The sequence below is a fragment of the Endozoicomonas sp. NE40 genome (assembly GCF_040549045.1).
Taxonomy (GTDB): Bacteria; Pseudomonadota; Gammaproteobacteria; order Pseudomonadales; family Endozoicomonadaceae; genus Endozoicomonas_A; species Endozoicomonas_A lisbonensis.
The window spans coordinates 4,166,733-4,185,715 of record NZ_JBEWTB010000002.1 but is presented as its reverse complement, the minus strand read 5'-3'; the positions used below and the strand labels follow the sequence as shown (position 1 = coordinate 4,185,715).

Genomic DNA, 18,983 nt, shown 5'->3' with positions numbered 1-18,983 from the left:
CCTGGCGACGACTGTCTTCTTCACTATCGATTAACGACCCCGGCTAACCAATAGCTTCCAGAGCCTGCAACAATGTCACAACACCAGGGCGACCATCCACTCCTGTGGCTTTTTTCCGCGAGATTAACCCGGGCATCCTTAACATAGTTAACAGATTTGAGTGTCTGTTCGACTTTTGCCACACAGCCTGCACAATTCATATTCGGTACAGACAGGCTCATCGTCTCCTGACTCAGACAACCCGGCTCCACTATTGCAAAAAGGAAACTCACGTATCCAACCCTACATTGTGGAGATACCAGTTACCATCAAGACCTGAGTAAACAACACTAAGACGAGCAGCTATATAGCTCTTAAATTGTTCTATATTGTCATACCAGAAAAGCCCGAGATTGGGGTCAAACTGTTCCAGCACACTATTTTCATTCCGAAAGCCTATTGAATGACCGTTGTACAACGAGTTTTCACCATCTTTGGAAAAAAACATTAAAATAAAATGTCCAGTCTTTTCTAACATCCATTCAGCAATACGCTCGCGGTCTACCGTCATTTGTCCAAATGTGCTACGCAAAGAAATTAATTCTTGGTTTTGTAATAAAATAGGAATGCCATCAGGGTAAGGCAAGCCTTTAGAAGGAAACAGATGCTTCCATGTGAACGACGCCTGGATAATTGAGCTTATTTTTATATCAGTATCACCAAATTCTTTTAAGCCTCTTCCTTCTGAAGCTATGCTCTTTTTTATCCAGACCACCACCATACCAGTGCAAATACCTGCTTTGTTAAAAACAGCATGCCCACTCTGTTTATTCCAATAGGAAAAAACTGAATGGTTATTTCTTGTCTTAAAAACTAGTTTCACTATTATTGCCTCCCTTTTTTTTGGAGAGAGCAACCATCACTTCAGGAAATTATAGCCAACAATGATTTAATCACCTAACCAGAGCAAAAAGGCCGCATTTCAGCAGGCAGGGATACTGCGTCTGGTCACTCTGCCCCTACTGACGACGACTGTCTTTTTCACTATCGATTAACGACCCCGGCTTACCAATAGCTTCCAGACCCTGCAACAATGTCACAAAATCAGGGCGACCATCCACTTCTGCGGTTTTTTCCGCGAGATAAACCGCTCTGCCGCTGGAAGGTCAAAGAGAAGCCTCTGTAAACTTTGTACCATCATTCCCGCCTTCACAGGAACGATGGTATTTGTATAAAAAAGCATTAAGCCTTGTGGCGAATCATCCAGCTGCGGTGAATATTGCTGCGACGCTGAAAATCCTTATCAACGGTCTGACCGGAAATTTCTTTCACCTCAAACTCAGCCTCTACCTTCTCATCCAGCTTGAAACGACGGAAGTTGTTGGAAAAGTACAGGGTACCGCCTTCATTCAAACGACGCATTGCCAGTTTGATCAGATGACCATGATCACGCTGCACATCAAACACGCCTTCGAACTTCTTGGAGTTTGAGAAAGTGGGCGGGTCGATAAAAATCAGGTCATAATCGTTTTTATCCCGTTCAATCCACTTCAGGCAATCTTCCCGCTCAAAGCGGTGGCGCACTTCGCTCAAACCGTTCAACGCCAGATTTTTACGACCCCAGTCCAGATAGGTGTTGGACAGGTCGACACTGGTGGTGGTACTTGCTCCACCCACCGCTGCATGAACCGTTGCCGTTGCCGTATAACAGAACAAGTTAAGGAATTTCTTACCTTTCGCTTCCTTCTGAATACGCAGCCGCATCTGGCGGTGATCCAGAAACAACCCGGTATCCAGGTAGTCGCGCAGGTTGACCAGAAGACGACAACCGCCTTCTTCAACTTCCATCATCTGACCCACCTCATCCACGCGGTTGTACTGGCTGGTTCCGGACTGACGTTTACGTTGTTTGAAAACCACATGTTCTCGGGGAATTTCCAGAATCTCAGGGATCACGCCCAGCGCTTCCAGCAGACGCTCTTTCGCCTTTTCTTCATTGATGGAAGCCGGTGCGGCGTATTCCTGCACATGCACCCAGTCACCATAAACATCGACAGCCACCGCATATTCCGGCATATCCGCATCGTACAGACGGTAACACTGGATTTTACTTTTGCGCGCCCACTTGCCAATGGTTCGGAGGTTTTTCTTCAAACGGTTGCCAAACATCGTGGCACCTTCTGAACGGAAAGTGACAGATGGGATGTTGGTGGAAGGAGTAGAGGCAGATTTCTGTTCAGCACTGGCAGAAACCGGCTGCTCCTGCTTTTCACGAATATCGTACAGGAACAATTTACACGGCAGCGCACCGTTAAACAGGGAGTACGTTTTTTTCGGCCCCATACCCAGACTGCGGACAAGTGCTGGCGTACCGGTAAAGATAGCGGCTTCCCAGCCCGGACAATTCTGCTTCAGCTTCTCGCCCAGATGCTGGTACAGGTACACCAGGCTCGCTTCGTCCCCCATACGTTCACCATAAGGCGGGTTACAGATCACCAGACCGGTCGGCAGATCCGCATCCAGCTGCAAATCTTTCAGTTCCTGCTGACGAACACTGACCAGCCGGGACAGCCCCATGCGTTCGAGGTTCGCTTTTGCCCGATGAGCAACCGACGACAACCCTTCAAAACCAATGATACTGGACTGAACATTCGCCAGCCCAACCTTACGGCGCTCACGGGCTTCTTCCAGAATATTCATCCAGATTTTCGGCACATGCCCCATCCAGCGGTCAAAGCCAAAACGCGCCCGCATCAGACCGGGCGCAATGTCCGCCATCATCATGGCACCTTCGATCAGCAATGTGCCAGAGCCACACATAGGGTCAACCAGAGTGGCACCTGTTTTCATTTTCTCCTGCCAGCCAGCCCGAATCAGCAATGCAGCAGCCAGGTTTTCTTTCAGTGGTGCAGTACCCGCTTCCAGCCGGTAACCACGCTGATGCAGACTCTGTCCGGAAAGATCAACAGAGACAAAGGCTTTTTCACCACGGGCATGCACATTGATCCGCAGGTCCGGATTACTGGCATTGACCGAAGGGCGCCAGCCGTGCTCATCGCGCAGCTGGTCAACAATGGCGTCTTTCACCACCTGGGCGCCAAAGCGGGTGTGATTGATATCCGGCGTTGAACCCGTAAAATCAATGCGGAAGCTGCTGTTGCTGTCCAGATGGTCGTCCCACTCAAAAGACTTTACCCCATCGTAGAGCTGTTCTTTGGTGGCACTGTTAATCTCACCCAGCCGCAACAGAATCCGGCTCGCCAGCCGGGACCACATGCACCCACGGTAAGCGACTTCCAGACCACCACTGAAACTGACCCCGGCTACCGTTTCCTGCACGGTCTGCGCACCGAGCTGTTCCAGCTCCTGAGCCAGCAGGTATTCCAGCCCTTTCGGACAGCTGGCAAAAAATTCAATTGAACTCATTTCTGAACTCTATTCTTCTGGAGAACACTTTGAGAAGCACTTTATTTAGCACAGCCAGAGCGCTCTCATGGACGGTTTGCTCAGGAAGACTGCACGACGGCGGACTTTCCTGAAGAATTAACGATTTTTAGCGTCACGATGTATATCGCTACGATTTACAGTGCTACGATTTACAGCACTATGATTTACAGCGCATAAATTCTAAATAGTTATAAAAAATTTTATTTTTATCAGATTTTATTTCTCGACAGTTCAATTAATATTCGATAGAAATTGACCCGTAGACTTTCCCTGCAAGACATGCCCCCGGAGCCTTCAACAGCTTCAAGGGTTGCTTCGACTCGGGGAGCTGCCGGAACGCTGTACACCGGGGAGCATCAAGGGATGCCATGGAGGCAATCAACAAACGTACCAGCAAGAGGCAGTACCACATGATGAAAAGACAAAAAAGGGATAAATCAGACAGAGCCTATACCAAGGGATATCAAACAGGCGTGTCTGGCCGCTCCAAGGATATCTGCCCACACGTGGAACCACAACTTCGTCAGGCCTGGTTGACTGGCTGGCGGGAAGGTCGTGTCGACAACTGGGATGGCATGATTGGCGTATCGGGTGTACACAGGTTATCCGACACCAGCCATCTTTGACTTACAACCCTTCAGAAATAGCCTTTCAGGACAAGAAAGCCCCGGCAAAACCGGGGCTTTCTTGTGTTTTGCCTGTCGCCGCTATCAACAGGAGCGATCAGCGATCGCAGGAGTATACCGCTTCCGCTGCTTCACGAATCAGGGCCGGACCTCTGTAGATAAATCCAGAGTACAGCTGTACCAGACTTGCACCTGCCTTAATCTTGTCTGCTGCGGTTCTGGCATCCATCACACCACCCACACCGATGATCGGCAGTCTGCCGGACAGCTCGGAAGAGAGCAGCTGAATAACTTCGGTAGAACGATCGCTCAATGGCGCACCACTCAAACCGCCCTGCTCCCGGGCATTAGGCAGCCCCAGCACAGCATCACGGGACAGGGTGGTGTTGGTGGCAATAACACCATCCAGCTCATACGCCATCAGTTCCTGAGCAATTCCGGCAATCTCTTCTTCGGTCATATCCGGGGCAATTTTGATGGCAATGGGTACTTTACGACCATAACGTTCAGTCAGGGCAGCCTGTTCCTCTTTCAGCATATTCAGCAGGCTTTTCAGGGCATCGCCGTACTGCAGTTTACGCAGTCCCGGCGTGTTCGGGGAGGACAGGTTTATAGCTACGTAACCCGCATGGGCATAAACCTTGCGCAGACAGATCTGATAGTCACTGTTCGCGTTTTCAACCGGGGTATCGAAGTTTTTACCGATATTGATGCCGATCACGCCTTTGTAGTTGCACTTGCGTACGTTCTCAACCAGATGATCCACACCCTTATTGTTGAAACCCATACGGTTGACCAGCGCATTGCGCTCAGGGATGCGGAAAGCGCGAGGTTTGGGGTTACCCGGCTGAGGACGCGGAGTAACGGTACCCAGCTCAACATGACCAAAACCCAGGGCGCCCATGCCGTCGATGCAGTCTGCATCTTTGTCCATGCCCGCAGCCAGGCCGACCGGGTTGTTAAAGGTCAGTCCCATCACCTGACGCGGACGGGAAGGCACGTTCGGTGCCAGCAATCCGGTAACACCCAGACGTTGACCAGCCGCAATCATCTCAAGAGCCATATCGTGAGCGTTTTCAGCTGAAAGACAGAACAGTAATTTGCGGCCAAGTTGGTACATGCAGAAATCCGAAGAAAAAGTGTCAAGATAAACCGGCTGAATTATACGGTTTTCTGATGCAAACACCAGATTTGGAACTTTTTTTATGCAATTTAGTCATAAACTCTATGAATCATTCTTCAATCTACTGTCATTGTCAGGGTTACTGACATGGCTGACAGCCAGCCTGACCAGTTAGCGAACTTCCTTAATAATGCCGGGTCTCAAGTTACACAGAGATCATAAAAGGCAATGCAAGGAGGCCCGCCATGATGAACCTGACATCCACACAGACCCGAAACGCCCGCACCACCAGCGGTCGGTCTTATGACGATACGGGTTCAGCGACAAAAAGTCAGGTCACTAGTCAGGTCACTACGGTTGATCACTCTGCCCCCAGGTCTGCTTCCAGATCTTTAAAGCAACATTCCTCAGCCAGCCAGAAAACCTTGAACACCCGTGTTATTTCACAATCCCAGCAGGGACTGGAAGAACAACTGAATGAGCTGATGGCACTCTATGACAATAACGGTCTGGAGCGTCAGGAAACGGCAATTCTGCATCCTTACGGTATTCTGGGCCAGATAAGCGAAGACCATCCTGAATTTGTTTCAGCCCTGATCACCCAGCGCCTGAAAGAACTCACAGCCGATGCCGCTACCTGGTGGAGCAGTGCCAATCGCGAGCACGCAAACCAACAGATCGCCCTGATGAGCCAGTTGCTGGCATCCGGTCAGTACGAAGAGCTGTTTGCCCTGCTGGTAAAACTGGAAAAAGACAACAAAAAAATCACTTTCTGCCAGGTAATGAACGCGAAGTTCCTGGACCCGGACCATCATAAAGCCACACCGTTGTTCAAGCCTTTTAAAAACGAAGGCTGGTTCTCAGGCCTTTGCACTGCCATCCTGTCCGATCTGCAGAAAACGGAAGCCATTGCTGATGCCTCTGCCGCCTTTCATCGCCTGCAGCAGAGCTTTGACGAGCTGCAACATCGTAATGCTAACAAAGTACATTCTCCCGGAGACCTGACAAAGTATATGCTGCTGGCAGAGCCAGCTCCCGTCAGAGAATACCTGAAAAGCCAGTGTGCATACCGTTTGCAGGAACTGCGCCTGAAGCTGAAAGACACCAGTCAGTCGCTGACCGACTCAGAACGTGCGGAAGTAAAAGCGCTCTCCAGCCAGTTACTGCAGCTTGGCCAGACCACCAACCGCAAAGAGCTTCAGGCTTTTCTGGCAGACCCTGCCAATGCTGAACTGAACAAAGATCTGGAAAATGCCCTGGTTGACGTCTACCTGCAACAGCTCCGGCACAGGATCGTTAATGCCGACTATGCCGCCATGAATAAAGCCCAGCTTCATAAAATGGTTAAAGAGAGCCAGCGGTTTAAAGAGCTGATGGCGACTTACAGAACAGCACTGGTTCTCAGTGAGGAAGAGCAGGAAGCCCTGGCGGCCATGGATAAAGCGGTTGAGAACTTTGAACGTGCCGAACAGCTGCATCGCATACTGGACAGCGAACAACACAAACCTGTCGGGAAACGTCTGTTTGCCCTGAAGGTTCCCTCTGTGCAGCGGCTGATGGAAAAGCTGGCCAACAATGCCAGTGACACGGAAACCCGGTTGTACACCACCATGGAAAGCCTGTTCACAGCAGAAGCAGACTTCCACACCAATCGCAGCGATGCCAACCTGATGACCCTGCAAAAGGTGCGCTTTGATGCCCGTCGCTTACAGCAGGAGCAGGCTGAGTTCGAAATTCGCGCCAGACTCAAAGGTCAGGAGGGACTGGTGGTTCTCACCAGCGGTGACTACGACAAGGATGTCGAGACACTCAAAACGATTCACTCGATCCGTCAGCAATTCACACCAGTGCGTCCGGCAGGAAGCCATACCGAAGGGGTCTATAGGCTCGCAAGACGGGTTTTCTGGGATAAAGAACGTCCCTTCCCCCAGATCCTGGCCGACCTGGAACAGGCAAAGACACTGCAAAAGCTGGGCTACTCTGCGGAAGAGGAGTTCCTGCAGTTACTCAAAGAACTTCCCGACCTGGACGGAGACTCGATAAAACAGGCAGCTGCCAACATTGCAGCTCCGGGCAGTCAGCTGTGGAAGGACTGGCAGGCTGGCAAAGCCAGCTTCCTGCAGGTACTCCGCCTGCCAGGCCAGAGTTACAGAGCGCTGGAACAGGAAGCCCGGAGTATTATCACCTCGGCTCTGGAAGTGGCCGAGCGTAACCCCGAACAATTCCGCCGACTGTTTGGTGATGTCTCCCTGATCATGGACCAGTTACAATCACTGCTGGGACCGGACAGTGTCGGTCTGTTAACCCAGTTGCAGAACGCGGCAAGAGCCCATTCAATGGCATCCTGCTTTGCCGGTGACGAAGCGGTTAATGAAGAGGTTGACCCGAACTCGGATCTGGCTAAACACATCAAGCGTTTCCAGCTGTTGTGTGATATGGCTGCCTACACCATGCACACCACCACCGCCCTGAATTTTGCTAAAAATGTTATGACCGGCACTGCGGCTGGCATCTGCGGAACAGCGGCTGGCCTTATGGGTGGACTGCTCACCTTTGGCGCTGCGGCACCTGCCTGCGCTGCCATCGGTACCGCCGTCGGCACCGCCCTGACCGTTGGTAAGGCAGCACTTCAGGCGGGAGGGACTTACGCCATTCGTGAAGGTATCAGCAGCCTGGATGGCGAACAGGTTCGTCTGCTGGACAAAGTTGTTAATCACGGTCCTGTTTTCCTGACAGCCACCAGCCCTTACGACGCTATTGCGACAGGGCTTCGCCACTTCGGCAAGGGTGACAGCCTGCCAACAGCCATGGCCCGTACCGTTCTGGGGCCGGTTCTGACCCCCTTCAAAAACATGTATAAGGCGATCAAAGGGATCTATCACGGTGAGGACGGCGCATGGAAGAAACTCGGTACTGAACTGGCTGTCGCCACCTCTGCCATTGCCCTGACCGCAGCCTTGGGGGCGACTCTCTACGCCACCGGCTTTGCAGTGATTCTGGGCAGCCCGGTACTGGGTGCCACCCTTGCCGCCCTGGTCTTCAGCCACGGCTTCCTCCAGCTGCTAAACAGAGTCCGAACCTTAGGCAGTACGGTCTACAACAGCATTCAGCACTATCAGCAGGCCATGTTTAACTCTGGCAACCCCATGGTCAAACAGATTCGGGCAGAATGTGAGAAGGAAGCCCGAACCCTGGTGGCCCGGATGATGGATCGCGATCTGTACTACCAGCGCATTCAGGAAGAAAAAATGAAAGCGCTTTACGATGCCCACTGGAAGCGCTGGAGTGAATCGCACAACGCAGAAGCCCTGACCCATGTTCAGGCGGTTGCCCGACAGTTGCAAGAGACTGAACAGTCTCGTAAACAACTGGCAGCACAGATCGCTGAATCCGTTAAGGTCCTGAGCGTTCTGGAAGAAGGGATTAAAAACGCCGCTGAGATTACCCGGTCTGATGAAAAACTACAGGCTCTGAAAGCGGAGCTGGCAAAGGTCGGTATAGAAGCAAGCCGTACTAACCGTGCAGCGCTGGCACTGACTCTGCAAACGCTGAAAGAAGAACAGCTGGGTATCATTGAAAGACAATGCGGAACCACAGCCCCGGGTGAATCGGAAGAAGCCATTCTGGACACGCTGAATGAGCATTACCGCACCATTATCCTGGGTAGCAAGATCCCAGACCTGCTCGGACTGAGCGCCAGAGACGAGCGAAAAGCCGAAAAGAAAGCCCAGAAGCGGGTTGTGAAAGCGGCAGAAGCAACCGCTGTCAGACACTACGAAGAAAGAGCCCGGCTGATGCTGACCGCAGGTTTAACCAGAGCGGCAGAAACCCAGCTGGAGGCAGATACTGAATTAACAGAAGAGGCCATGAAAAAACCGGCAGTAATTAACGCAGCGGTAGCAGAAGTGAGAAGCCAGGAGCGGTTACTGAAAGACACGGTAGAAGCTCAGGCTAACCGCTATGAATGCTTGTTCTCTAAAGCCAGCGAGCTGTCCGGGGCAGCGGCAAGGGGATTGCTGAATCGTACCAGCTGGGCCTTTGCACCGTCAGTAATGGCATTCTGATTATTAATCTGTCAAGACTCTGATGCTTTGACAGAACATATTGAGTAATAATCACTGAGCCCCTAAGAAATCACAGAACCGGGGGCTTATGAAAAAACAACCTTATAAAAAATCAGAATCGACTACGTTTAGAATTGGCAGCGTGTACCCAGTGACTACCACAGATCTAACAGGCTGGTTGCCACCTGTTGCAATCCCCGAAACTAAGGGCTGGTTATTATCGAAACCAAAGGATCCGACGCTAGCATTAAATCCAGCACCTGCTGTATTCAGACGACCAGGCTGGTGAGTGAATAAAACCGGATGGCTGGAGACTCCCATCCTGCTCTTCGAATTTTTAATCTCCGAAACACAATTAATAGCCCGCTCAAGAACAGACTTTTTGCTGGTTTTTGAGTCATATCTGCTGGCACCTTCCCAAACAAGAAGTTCACGATCCAAACGGCAAAAGTTATCATTTATATTTTCTCGCCTTTGCCTTTCAGTCTGTGTTCGCCTTTCCCTTCTTGTCTGGTTTTTTCTTTCCATACCAACAGTGCTTTCATCCTTCTTTGTATTGCTAAGGCGATTTATGTTGGATGGTATCAGATGATGAACTTTACCATTATCTGTATTGTATTTTGAGATATATTCAGCAGCTTTTTTTAATGTACCGTTTTTTGTCGCCTTATTAGAACCATCAGTATCAGGAAGCATTTCGTTTAAGCTAGTAATAAGATTACTTATTTCTACACGCCGCTTCCTCTCCTTCACATTATGTGTGAAACGACAACTCACATCTTCATCCTCTATCTGACAATCAGTGATAGCTGGTATCAAGTTGGATGATCGTTGTGCTTCATAAACAACCTGTGTTTCATTCGAGGAATCAGAGCCAACCGAGTTTTCCGAGGAAAAGCTAGCTGTTGTGGAGTCTGAACTTATCTCCCTTGTGAGATAATATCTCGTGGGTACAATTGGATTAATAGTGATCTTATCAATAATAGGTTCTGGGCCGTCATTAAACGAAGTGGCCATTGATGAGCCAAAAAGTGTTGGACATTGATCCCTTCTGCTATTGATGAAAGAAACACAAGAGGCTGCCCTCTCAAGCAATGATTTTTTAGTTTCTGTTTGCGGGTAGCAATCATTACCTTCCCAAATAAGCACCTGTCGATCCAGCTCATTAAGTTTAGAATTAATTCCTTGCTTTCTTATCATTTCATATTCTTGATCAGTACTTTTTCCTGAATAGACATTAGGCAATTCTGGTCTTTCCTGGCCTATGCGCTTTAATGAGATGGGTACAATATTAGTATTCTTAGCAGCCTGACAATTATAATCTGAAATATATTGGATAGCTTTGCTCAAAATATCTTTTTTGCTTTTCATATTATGAGTCTCTGAGGGCAACTGCTTTTTTAATTCTTGATAAAGGTCAGCCTCTCCCCTATTCCTATCTCTTTCAGTTCTTGCGATAGGGCAAGGACTGTTGATAACTCCGGTTGTACGGCCCCAAAAGGTTTTTCTGCCTTCAACAGGGTTAGTACCAACACTCCCGGCAGCCGCTCTCGATTGAGTTGTACTCGTTTCAGGCGTAAACAGAGGCCAGCCTCCAAAACCCGGTGCTCTATCCATTGCTTATATCTCCATGAATTAATATCTGTCAACATAAGACAATCTCTTTCATTAAAAGTTGCGCCAGACTTTACTGCCACCACTATTTAATGATCTTTCCCATCAATCAGCCATCAGCCACAACCCTCAAGGCTCCCGCAATAGCCAGCGGAGCCAGGCATAATCCAAAAACCAGCAACGCCGCCATCCAGAGCAGATGGCCGGTGTAGGGCATTCCGGCAATGGCACTCTGTATGGCTCCGGTACCAAAAATCAGAACAGGGGTATAGAGCGGCAGTGACAGCAGAGTTAACAGAACGCCGCCTCTTTGAACCCTGACCGTAAGGGCTGCACCAATGCCTCCGGCAAGACTCATCAAAGGCGTACCCAGCAGCAGGCTTAGTATCAGTGCAGGAAAGGCCCCGGCTGGCAAATGCAACATTAACCCCAGCAGGGGAGCCATAAGAATCAGAGCAAGACCTGTTGTTAACCAGTGTGCCGTGACTTTAGCCAGTACCAGCAACGGCAGCGGATGAGGCGACAATAATAACTGCTCCAGTGAACCGTCTTCCTGATCCCCTTTAAACAGGGAGTCCAGTGACAACAGCACGGCCAGCAGTGCGCCTATCCAGACCACCCCACCAGCCAGCTGGGACAATAACGCCTCTTGCGGGGAAATACCCATGGGAAACAGGCTGGCAACCATCAGATAGAACGCCACCGGATTCAGGGTTTGGCCGGGTGTACGGAAGGCCAGAACCAGGTCTCGCCGGATCAGCCCCACAAATGCCTGTCGACCCAGCATAGGAGCCTGCTTGGTATCTCTGGAAGTATTCACAGGAACACCTCCCCGGTTTTATGATCCCCGACCTCTTCAGAGACATCTTCTATGGTATCTTCAACGACATAGTCATCCAGCCTGAGCGTACGATGGCTGCCCGACAATTCCGATAAACTCTGATGGCTGGTAATGATGACCATACCACCACTGGCAACATGGCTGGCCAACAGAGTTTCCAACCAGGCTACCCCATGAAAGTCGATGGCCGTAAAAGGCTCGTCCAGAATCCAGAGCGATGACTGACCGACAAACAGGTCAGCCAGCGCTACACGCCGGTGTTGGCCAGCGGAGAGCTGCCCGCAGGGTGTATCTTCATAGCCATTCAGACTGACCTGTTGCAGCGCTTCCAACACCTGTTGCTGAGAATACTGTTCGTTTCGAAGGCTCGCACGCCAGGCAATATTTTCCACCGGCGTCAGCTCTGCCTTTACAGCAGGTTTATGACCAAAATAAAACGTCGACAGACGAAAATCAGCGTAGACACTGGACAGTTGTTTATCTTTCCAGATTATTTTCCCCTGATAATCACCGGACAGCCCGGCCAGAATTCTCAGCAGCGTTGTCTTGCCTGAACCGTTGGCCCCTTCAATCTGTAGCAGTTCCCCCGGGGACAGTTTAACCGAGAGATTACGGAAGAGGGTTCGGTCGTCCCTTGCACATCCCAGTTTCACAAGTTCAAGCAACTCGACATCCTTTTATTTTCAAACAGTATTCAGATGCAGTTTTTATCTATCTGACTTCGCAGCAGGGCAAATTCCCCGAAAACCACAGGCAGTCGGGAGTATATTCGTTAATACCCTGATACAAATCAACAGGCTACGGGCAAAAAGTCGCGCTATAAATGAGATGAAAATTGATATGAATACATCGCAAACAAACAGAGTAGCCAGTCTTCCACCCGGAAAGACCAGCCCGTCAGTTAATCCTGTTTAATGAGGTTGAGCGGAGTGGATCGTTGCCTGGGCCAGATCCATCAGTTCACGGTTCGCTACGGTAAACATCGCCATTTCTGATACGGAGGCATTGCGAATCTCTGCCAGCATACTCTGCCAGCGAACAACCAGGGCATGATGATGCATCATCCAGGTATCCAGCTGTTGAGCCAGATCATCGCCGGTATCCGAAGCTGCACTCAGTAACGCAACCGTCAGAGCCCGCTGTTGCCAGGTCAGTTCATCGCGAATACTGTCCCGTGCCAGCGACTGCCAGTGGTTGGTAACTTCCAGACTTCCCAGCTCCTGGCTGTACCAGTTCAGGTCGAGCCGCTCGCCAATGGCAAAGAACATTCTGGCAACACTTTCAATGGGTTTGCCGGTCTGGTCGGCAGCCTGAATAATGGGCAGGGAGCTCAGCAGATAGCGCTGACCACAGACCAGCTTGGCAACATCCTCAGGAATCTGGTTACCCACCATCTGTTCAACTTTGGCACTGAGGTTTTCATGCTCAGTGTCGCTCAGATAGTCAACGAAGGAGTGAATAAACTCCTGAATCAGTGGCCCGTACTGCTCAACGGTTTCTGCCGCCACCAGATCCTGACGCTTCAGCCGGATAAACCAGCGGCTGGCGCGGCGTACCAGTTTGATCATGGAACCCATCATTTGCTGCTGCAGGCTGCTGGACAACTGATAATCCAGCGATTCAATCAGTTGCCAATAATCCTGAATACCAAAGACATCACGGCTGACCAGAAATGCCCTGGCAATTTCCGGTGCATTGGCACCGGTTGTCTGTCGCACTCGATGGACATAGGTGATGCCCATCATGTCCACCATGTGGTTGGCAATCTGGGTGGCAATGATTTCCCGGCGCAATCGATGATGGTTGATCTGCTCAGAAAACCGTTCAACCAGCACTGCCGGGAATGTGGTAAACAATTCTTTGGACAGGTAATCTTCATTGATGACATCGGATCCCATCAAGGCTTCTTTCAGTTCCGCCTTGCTGTAGGAGATCAGCAGCGACAACTCAGGCCGGGTCAGCCCCTGCCCGGCGGCACTGCGCTCTGCGAGCGCCTCGTTGTCTGGCAGGTATTCAATATTCCGGTCCAGCCTGCCTTCACTTTCGAGATAATCCATAAAACGCTTGTATTCATCCATCCGGTACCGGGCTTCAGACTCAGCCTGGGTAATGGCCTGCGTCTGACGGTAGTTATTGAGCAACACCAGTCGTGCAACATCGTCCGTCATAGATTCCAGCAGCTGGTTGCGCTGCTTCATGGTCATATCGCCATTAGAAACAATATCATTCAGCAGAATCTTGATATTCACTTCATGGTCAGAACAGTCTACGCCACCGGAGTTATCAATAAAGTCCGTATTCAGCGCCCCGCCCTGCAAGGCGTACTCAACGCGTCCCAGCTGGCTTAACCCGAGGTTCCCACCCTCGCCGACGACTTTCGCCCTCAGTTCGCAACCGTTGATACGCAACGGGTCATTGGCCTTGTCCCCCACATGGGCATGACTTTCATTGATGGCTTTAACGTAGGTGCCGATACCGCCGTTCCAGATCAGGTCAACCGGCGCACGCAGCAGCGAACGAATCAGTTCGTTCGGGGTAAGGCGGTTAGCTTTGATTCCAAACCGTTCCTTCATAGGTTCAGAGACCACAATGGACTTGGCATTACGGGAAAACAGGCCACCGCCTTCAGAAATCAGGCCGCTGTCATAATCCTTCCAGCTTGACCTTGGCAGATTAAACAGCCTTCTTCTCTCATGGTAACTGCGGACAGGGTCAGGATTAGGGTCAATAAAAATATGCATGTGGTTAAACGCGGCCACCATCTGCAGGGTTTCAGACGACAATAGTCCATTACCAAAGACGTCACCTGCCATATCCCCGATCCCGATAACGGTGACATTATCCTGCTGGACATTGATACTCCTTTCACGGAAGTGGCGCTGCACGGACACCCATGCCCCTTTTGCAGTAATGCCCATTTTCTTGTGGTCATACCCGGCACTGCCACCGGAAGCAAAGGCATCCCCCAGCCAGAAATTATATTCTTGTGCAATGTTATTGGCGATATCGGAAAAGGTTGCCGTTCCCTTATCCGCTGCAACCACCAGATAAGAATCGTTGTCATCGTAATACACGACAGATTCTGGATGAATCACTTCGTTATCCACCAGATTATCCGTCACATCCAGCAAAGCCCGTATAAATATCTGGTAGCAGGCGATACCCTCTTCCATCATCGCTTCACGGCTTGGGTTCACAGGCATGTGCTTGGGCGCAAAACCGCCCTTGGCACCAACAGGTACAATCAGGGCATTTTTCACCTGCTGGGCTTTTACCAGTCCCAGCACTTCAGTCCGGTAGTCCTCTACCCGGTCAGACCAGCGCAACCCGCCACGTGCCACCTTGCCCCCGCGCAGGTGAACACCTTCGACCCTGGGCGAGTAAACAAAAATTTCGTACAGAGGCATGGGTTTGGGGATATCAGGAATATCACGGGGAGAGATTTTGAATGAAATATACGACTTAGGATTACCTTCTTCATCCATTTGATAGAAGTTGGTTCTCAAGGTCGCAGAAATAACGGTCTGAAAGCGACGAATAATCCGATCTTCACTAAGCACCGTTACCTGATCAAGAGCTTCCAGAATAGACTGCTGAATCTGCTGCTGCCGGGCCAGACGCTGGGTACGGGACAGTGCCAGTTCCGGGTTAAAGCGTACTTCAAACAGCTCCAGCAGCTGCCGGGTAATCTCGATATTATTGCACAGGGTTTCGGCAATATAGGTCTGACTGAAGCCCATCCGGATCTGTTTGATATAACGGGCATAGCCCCGCAGCATAGCCACCTGACGCCAGTTCATACCAGCCGCCAGAACTAACAGGTTAAACCGGTCATTCTCTGCCTCACCAAACCAGATTTTCTCAAACGCTTCCTTGAAGATACTGTCCACTTTCTGGATATTGGTGCTGACGTTATCGTGAAAACTCAGCAAAAAGTCGTGTATCCAGATCACCTCTTCATTGCTTTTGTGAATCAGGAACGGGTATTCACCAATTACCCGCAGGCCAAGGTTCTCAATAATCGGAATCTGGTCAGCCAGTGGCAGGGGTTCGACAAAGTGATACAGCTTGAAGTGAATCCGGTCAGGCGCATCGTTTAATGACTGATAGAAGCCCATGGACAGTGGATTGTCTTTATCAATGCGCTGAAAATGCTCAACATCTACAGCAGCGGCATCGGGCGTAAAAGCCTCCCGGTAAGCCGCAGAAAAACCATTGGCATAGAGAGAGATCAGCTTATTGCCTTTCACCTCACCATGGGACTCCAGAATAGAAGCCCGGACTTCATCTTCCCAGGAACTGGCAGCCATAACGAGTTCATCATTGATCGACTCCTGACTGAACTCAACCCGGTTACGCAGCTTGAAATTGAAATGAACCCGGGCCAGAACAGACTCTGAAAAATACGTTGTAAACTCTGAATCAACCGACTGCAGATGCTGACAGAGGATGGTTTCCATGCGCCTGCGCAGCTCAGTGCTGTAAACCTCTCTGGGTACAAACACCAGGGCCGAACAGAAAGGGCCGTAAAGGTCCTGTCGGATAAACAGTTTGATCTGCTTGCGCTCCTGAATGCGAAGAATCTCCATGACGGTTTGAAACAGTTCATCTTTGGGCGTCTGAAACAGTTCATCCCGTGGAAAAACCTCCAGAATCTGTTCAAGGTCCTTGCCATGATGGCTTTTACGCCCCAGACCGGACTGTTCAAAAATATCGGTAACTTTACTGGCAATATAAGGAATCCGGAACGGACTCTGGCGATAAACAGGCGAGGTATACAGGCCAACAATCCTCGCCTCACCGACAACAGAACCATCCTCGGCAAACTGCCGCACGGTTATGAAGTCGGGGTAGGCCGGGCGGTGAACAGTTGAACGAACACTGGCCTTGGAGAATGACAGCGGTTCGGTCTGCTCAAAGAAATCATGCTCAATAAAAGGCTCAAGGTCCAGTTGCCCGATACTGCCCTGATGATTGATTTTCAGCAGCCCCAGTAACGATTCTGAAGGACGTATGATCTGCTTTTTACCTGACTGCTCAATCACCTTCAGCTCTTCGTAACCAAGAAAGGTGAACTTGTTATCCAGCAACCAGCCCAGAAAGTCCTGAACCTCCTTTGCCCGGTTACCGGTCAGGGTGGTAGCCAGCTGCCTGATGCGGTCACAGGTCGGAATGTAATCCTCAACAACCCTGGAGACATCCTCCATAATCGCATAAATCTGCTCCCGCAGGGCTTCCAGATCTTCATCCTTTTCCTGCCGGTCAATTTCTACATAGATGATGGCTTCCTTGCAGGCAGTCGCTTCGACACGATCTTTAGCACTATCGCCAAACACCATCTGATAATGCTCATCGCGGTGCGACTGCAGAATCGTATTCCTGAGATGATGAATCACCACGCCTCGCTCATTCAGCTTCATTCTCAGGGAATCGACCAGAAAGGGCATATCCCGGTGAATAATACGGATGACCGTATGGGTCGAATGCCAGCCGTGGTGGGGGTAATCAGGGTTCAGAACTTCAATTTCGGGCTGTTCCGGATCGTGATACTGCAAAAACTTCCAGAATGACAGGGTTGAACCCAGCAGGTCCCGTCGCTTCTGCCCCATCAGGTCCTGACGGGTATCCATAGAATAGTATTGGTAAACAAAAGGTCGAAGGGCGTCGTATTGTTCTGCGGGAATCTGGGGAGCTAACTCGTCCAGTATTTTATCCAGGGCTTCCTTACGCTCCTGAGCGTCTCGCTGACCCATGCTGGCATCTCCGGGGGCAAAAGCGGTATCTTGATTAATAAGTAGGGTCAGAGTGTCCGCTTTATGCAAGGGAGTTGTCAGTTTTATGCCATCATCGGCTATAAACCGGCTGATAAACTAGACCATTGCGGTCACTGAACCTATATTACTGAACTATAGAAAAAGACAGCCTGCTTCGCCTGATAGATCAAGCCCCTTAACTGCTTGCTATCAGTTAAAACCGCCCGCTGGTCTGTCTGAATCATTTATTGCAGAATTACCTTGTATTGAACCCTTGTTACAAACAATTAGGTAAACAGCTGTCAGCTGCCTGCAAAAGAAATCCCGTGCCGGGCAGGGACGTCCCTGATCATTACTACTATCGGCACAACACCAGTGCTTTTATTGGTTATTGCCAATATTTTGAACAGTATTGGCACAAAGAGCCATAAGCGAAGGAAATTTTCTTATCACTTAGGTGATAAAAAGTTTTTACGGTAAATAAACTGGGACAGAACAATTTATGTCTGCACAAAACGTTCTGAATGAACTGAAAGAGTACCTCTGTAGCTGTATTATTGGTCAGGAGCACCTGGTCAACCGCCTGCTGATTACCCTTCTGGCCGATGGTCACCTGCTGGTTGAAGGCGCACCCGGACTGGCAAAAACCCGCGCCATAAAAGTTCTGGCAGAAGGGCTTGAAGCCAGCTTCCACCGCATTCAGTTTACACCCGACCTTTTGCCTGCCGACGTTACCGGCACTGATATCTATACCCCCGAAGACGGCAGTTTCCGTTTCCAGCCGGGACCGATATTCCACAACCTGGTTCTGGCCGATGAAATCAACCGGGCGCCAGCCAAGGTGCAGTCAGCCCTGCTTGAGGCTATGGGCGAACGGCAGGTCAGTATTGGCCGTAAAACCTACCCGCTGCCAAGGGTTTTTATGGTGATGGCAACCCAGAACCCCATTGAGCAGGAAGGCACCTATCCATTGCCGGAAGCACAGCTTGACCGTTTCCTGATGCATGTAAAAGTGGAATACCCGAATATATCCGCAGAACGGCAGATTCTCCGGCTGGCACGTGGCGAAGCCATGCAACAGCAGCCTGCCAGACCCTCGCAACAGCTGACCCAGGGAAACGTTCTGGAAGCCCGGCAGAATGTGCTGGCCATGCACATGGAGCCCGTGGTTGAAGAGTATATCGTCCAACTGGTCAACGCCTCCCGGCACCCATCATTGTATGGTGAACGCCTGGCAGGCTGGTTGGACTATGGTGCAAGCCCTCGTGGAACCATTGCCCTGGATCGCTGCGCCCGCGCCCATGCCTGGCTCGCAGGCAGAGACTTTGTCAGCCCGGACGATGTTCAGGCCGTGGTTCACGATGTATTCCGCCACCGGCTGCTGTTAAGTTTTGAAGCAGAAGCCGAGGGTAAGGATGCTGACCAGATTATTGACCAGCTGCTAAATCTGGTTCCGGTCGCATGAACCGGGCGAGATAAGTCTGGCAAAGCAAGTCAGGCAGATAAGCCGGGCAATAAATAGTAGTGAGCGAAAGG

Annotated in this window: 11 protein-coding genes; 3 read left to right on the top strand and 8 right to left on the bottom strand. The window is 50.5% G+C overall.

The window, feature by feature from the left end:
• Positions 1-23: 23 nt before the first annotated feature.
• The 3 genes from V5J35_RS19955 to rlmKL all read right to left on the bottom strand — a co-directional run bounded on the left by V5J35_RS19955 (position 24) and on the right by rlmKL (position 3,405).
• A complete protein-coding gene (locus V5J35_RS19955) occupies positions 24-221 on the bottom strand; it encodes a heavy-metal-associated domain-containing protein (protein WP_354008817.1) in 198 nt (65 codons plus the stop codon).
• A gap of 47 nt (positions 222-268) precedes the next feature.
• Positions 269-862 carry a hypothetical protein gene (locus tag V5J35_RS19950; protein ID WP_354008816.1) on the bottom strand — a complete coding sequence of 198 codons (594 nt, stop codon included), beginning with the start codon at positions 860-862 and terminating at the stop codon, positions 269-271.
• Between the two features lie 359 nt (positions 863-1,221).
• Entirely contained in the window at positions 1,222-3,405 is a 2,184-nt protein-coding gene (gene rlmKL / locus V5J35_RS19945; RefSeq protein ID WP_354008815.1) for a bifunctional 23S rRNA (guanine(2069)-N(7))-methyltransferase RlmK/23S rRNA (guanine(2445)-N(2))-methyltransferase RlmL, read from the bottom strand.
• 434 nt (positions 3,406-3,839) lie between these two features.
• Between rlmKL and rmf the strand changes: the two genes are divergently transcribed.
• The gene (rmf, locus tag V5J35_RS19940; protein WP_354011327.1) at positions 3,840-4,052 is read left to right on the top strand and encodes a ribosome modulation factor; all 213 of its coding nucleotides are present in this window, start codon (positions 3,840-3,842) and stop codon (positions 4,050-4,052) included.
• 97 nt (positions 4,053-4,149) lie between these two features.
• On the opposite strand, the gene V5J35_RS19935 is transcribed toward rmf, so the two are convergent.
• Positions 4,150-5,172, bottom strand: coding sequence for a quinone-dependent dihydroorotate dehydrogenase (locus tag V5J35_RS19935; RefSeq protein WP_354008814.1), 1,023 nt, complete (start codon positions 5,170-5,172; stop codon positions 4,150-4,152).
• Positions 5,173-5,420: 248 nt separating this feature from the next.
• Between V5J35_RS19935 and V5J35_RS19930 the strand changes: the two genes are divergently transcribed.
• Complete coding sequence (locus V5J35_RS19930) at positions 5,421-9,239, top strand: coiled-coil domain-containing protein (RefSeq protein WP_354008813.1); 3,819 nt, start codon at positions 5,421-5,423, stop codon at positions 9,237-9,239.
• A gap of 102 nt (positions 9,240-9,341) precedes the next feature.
• Here the strand turns inward: V5J35_RS19930 and V5J35_RS19925 are convergent, their stop codons facing one another.
• The 4 genes from V5J35_RS19925 to V5J35_RS19910 all read right to left on the bottom strand — a co-directional run bounded on the left by V5J35_RS19925 (position 9,342) and on the right by V5J35_RS19910 (position 17,447).
• Positions 9,342-10,856: a helix-loop-helix domain-containing protein gene (locus tag V5J35_RS19925; RefSeq protein ID WP_354008812.1), complete on the bottom strand. Its 1,515-nt coding sequence runs from the start codon at positions 10,854-10,856 to the stop codon at positions 9,342-9,344.
• 106 nt (positions 10,857-10,962) lie between these two features.
• The gene (gene ccmB, locus V5J35_RS19920; RefSeq protein ID WP_472924773.1) at positions 10,963-11,673 is read right to left on the bottom strand and encodes a heme exporter protein CcmB; all 711 of its coding nucleotides are present in this window, start codon (positions 11,671-11,673) and stop codon (positions 10,963-10,965) included.
• On the bottom strand, positions 11,670-12,359 hold the full coding sequence (ccmA, locus tag V5J35_RS19915) for a cytochrome c biogenesis heme-transporting ATPase CcmA (protein WP_354008811.1): 690 nt from the start codon (positions 12,357-12,359) through the stop codon (positions 11,670-11,672). The genes ccmB and ccmA overlap by 4 nt, the downstream gene beginning before the upstream one ends.
• A gap of 246 nt (positions 12,360-12,605) precedes the next feature.
• Positions 12,606-17,447, bottom strand: a complete 4,842-nt coding sequence (locus V5J35_RS19910) for an NAD-glutamate dehydrogenase (RefSeq protein WP_354008810.1) — start codon at positions 17,445-17,447, stop codon at positions 12,606-12,608.
• Between the two features lie 502 nt (positions 17,448-17,949).
• Here V5J35_RS19910 and V5J35_RS19905 point away from each other — a divergent pair.
• Positions 17,950-18,912 (top strand): AAA family ATPase, encoded by a 963-nt coding sequence (locus V5J35_RS19905; protein WP_354008809.1) that lies wholly within the window; start codon positions 17,950-17,952, stop codon positions 18,910-18,912.
• Positions 18,913-18,983: the final 71 nt, after the last annotated feature.

Coding starts and splice junctions, on each gene's coding strand:
- V5J35_RS19955 (WP_354008817.1), bottom strand. CDS start 221: ATGAGCCTGTCTGTACCGAATATGAATTGTGCAGGCTGTGTGGCAAAA.
- V5J35_RS19925 (WP_354008812.1), bottom strand. CDS start 10,856: ATGGATAGAGCACCGGGTTTTGGAGGCTGGCCTCTGTTTACGCCTGAA.
- rmf (WP_354011327.1), top strand. CDS start 3,840: ATGAAAAGACAAAAAAGGGATAAATCAGACAGAGCCTATACCAAGGGA.
- V5J35_RS19935 (WP_354008814.1), bottom strand. CDS start 5,172: ATGTACCAACTTGGCCGCAAATTACTGTTCTGTCTTTCAGCTGAAAAC.
- rlmKL (WP_354008815.1), bottom strand. CDS start 3,405: ATGAGTTCAATTGAATTTTTTGCCAGCTGTCCGAAAGGGCTGGAATAC.
- V5J35_RS19910 (WP_354008810.1), bottom strand. CDS start 17,447: ATGGGTCAGCGAGACGCTCAGGAGCGTAAGGAAGCCCTGGATAAAATA.
- V5J35_RS19905 (WP_354008809.1), top strand. CDS start 17,950: ATGTCTGCACAAAACGTTCTGAATGAACTGAAAGAGTACCTCTGTAGC.
- V5J35_RS19930 (WP_354008813.1), top strand. CDS start 5,421: ATGATGAACCTGACATCCACACAGACCCGAAACGCCCGCACCACCAGC.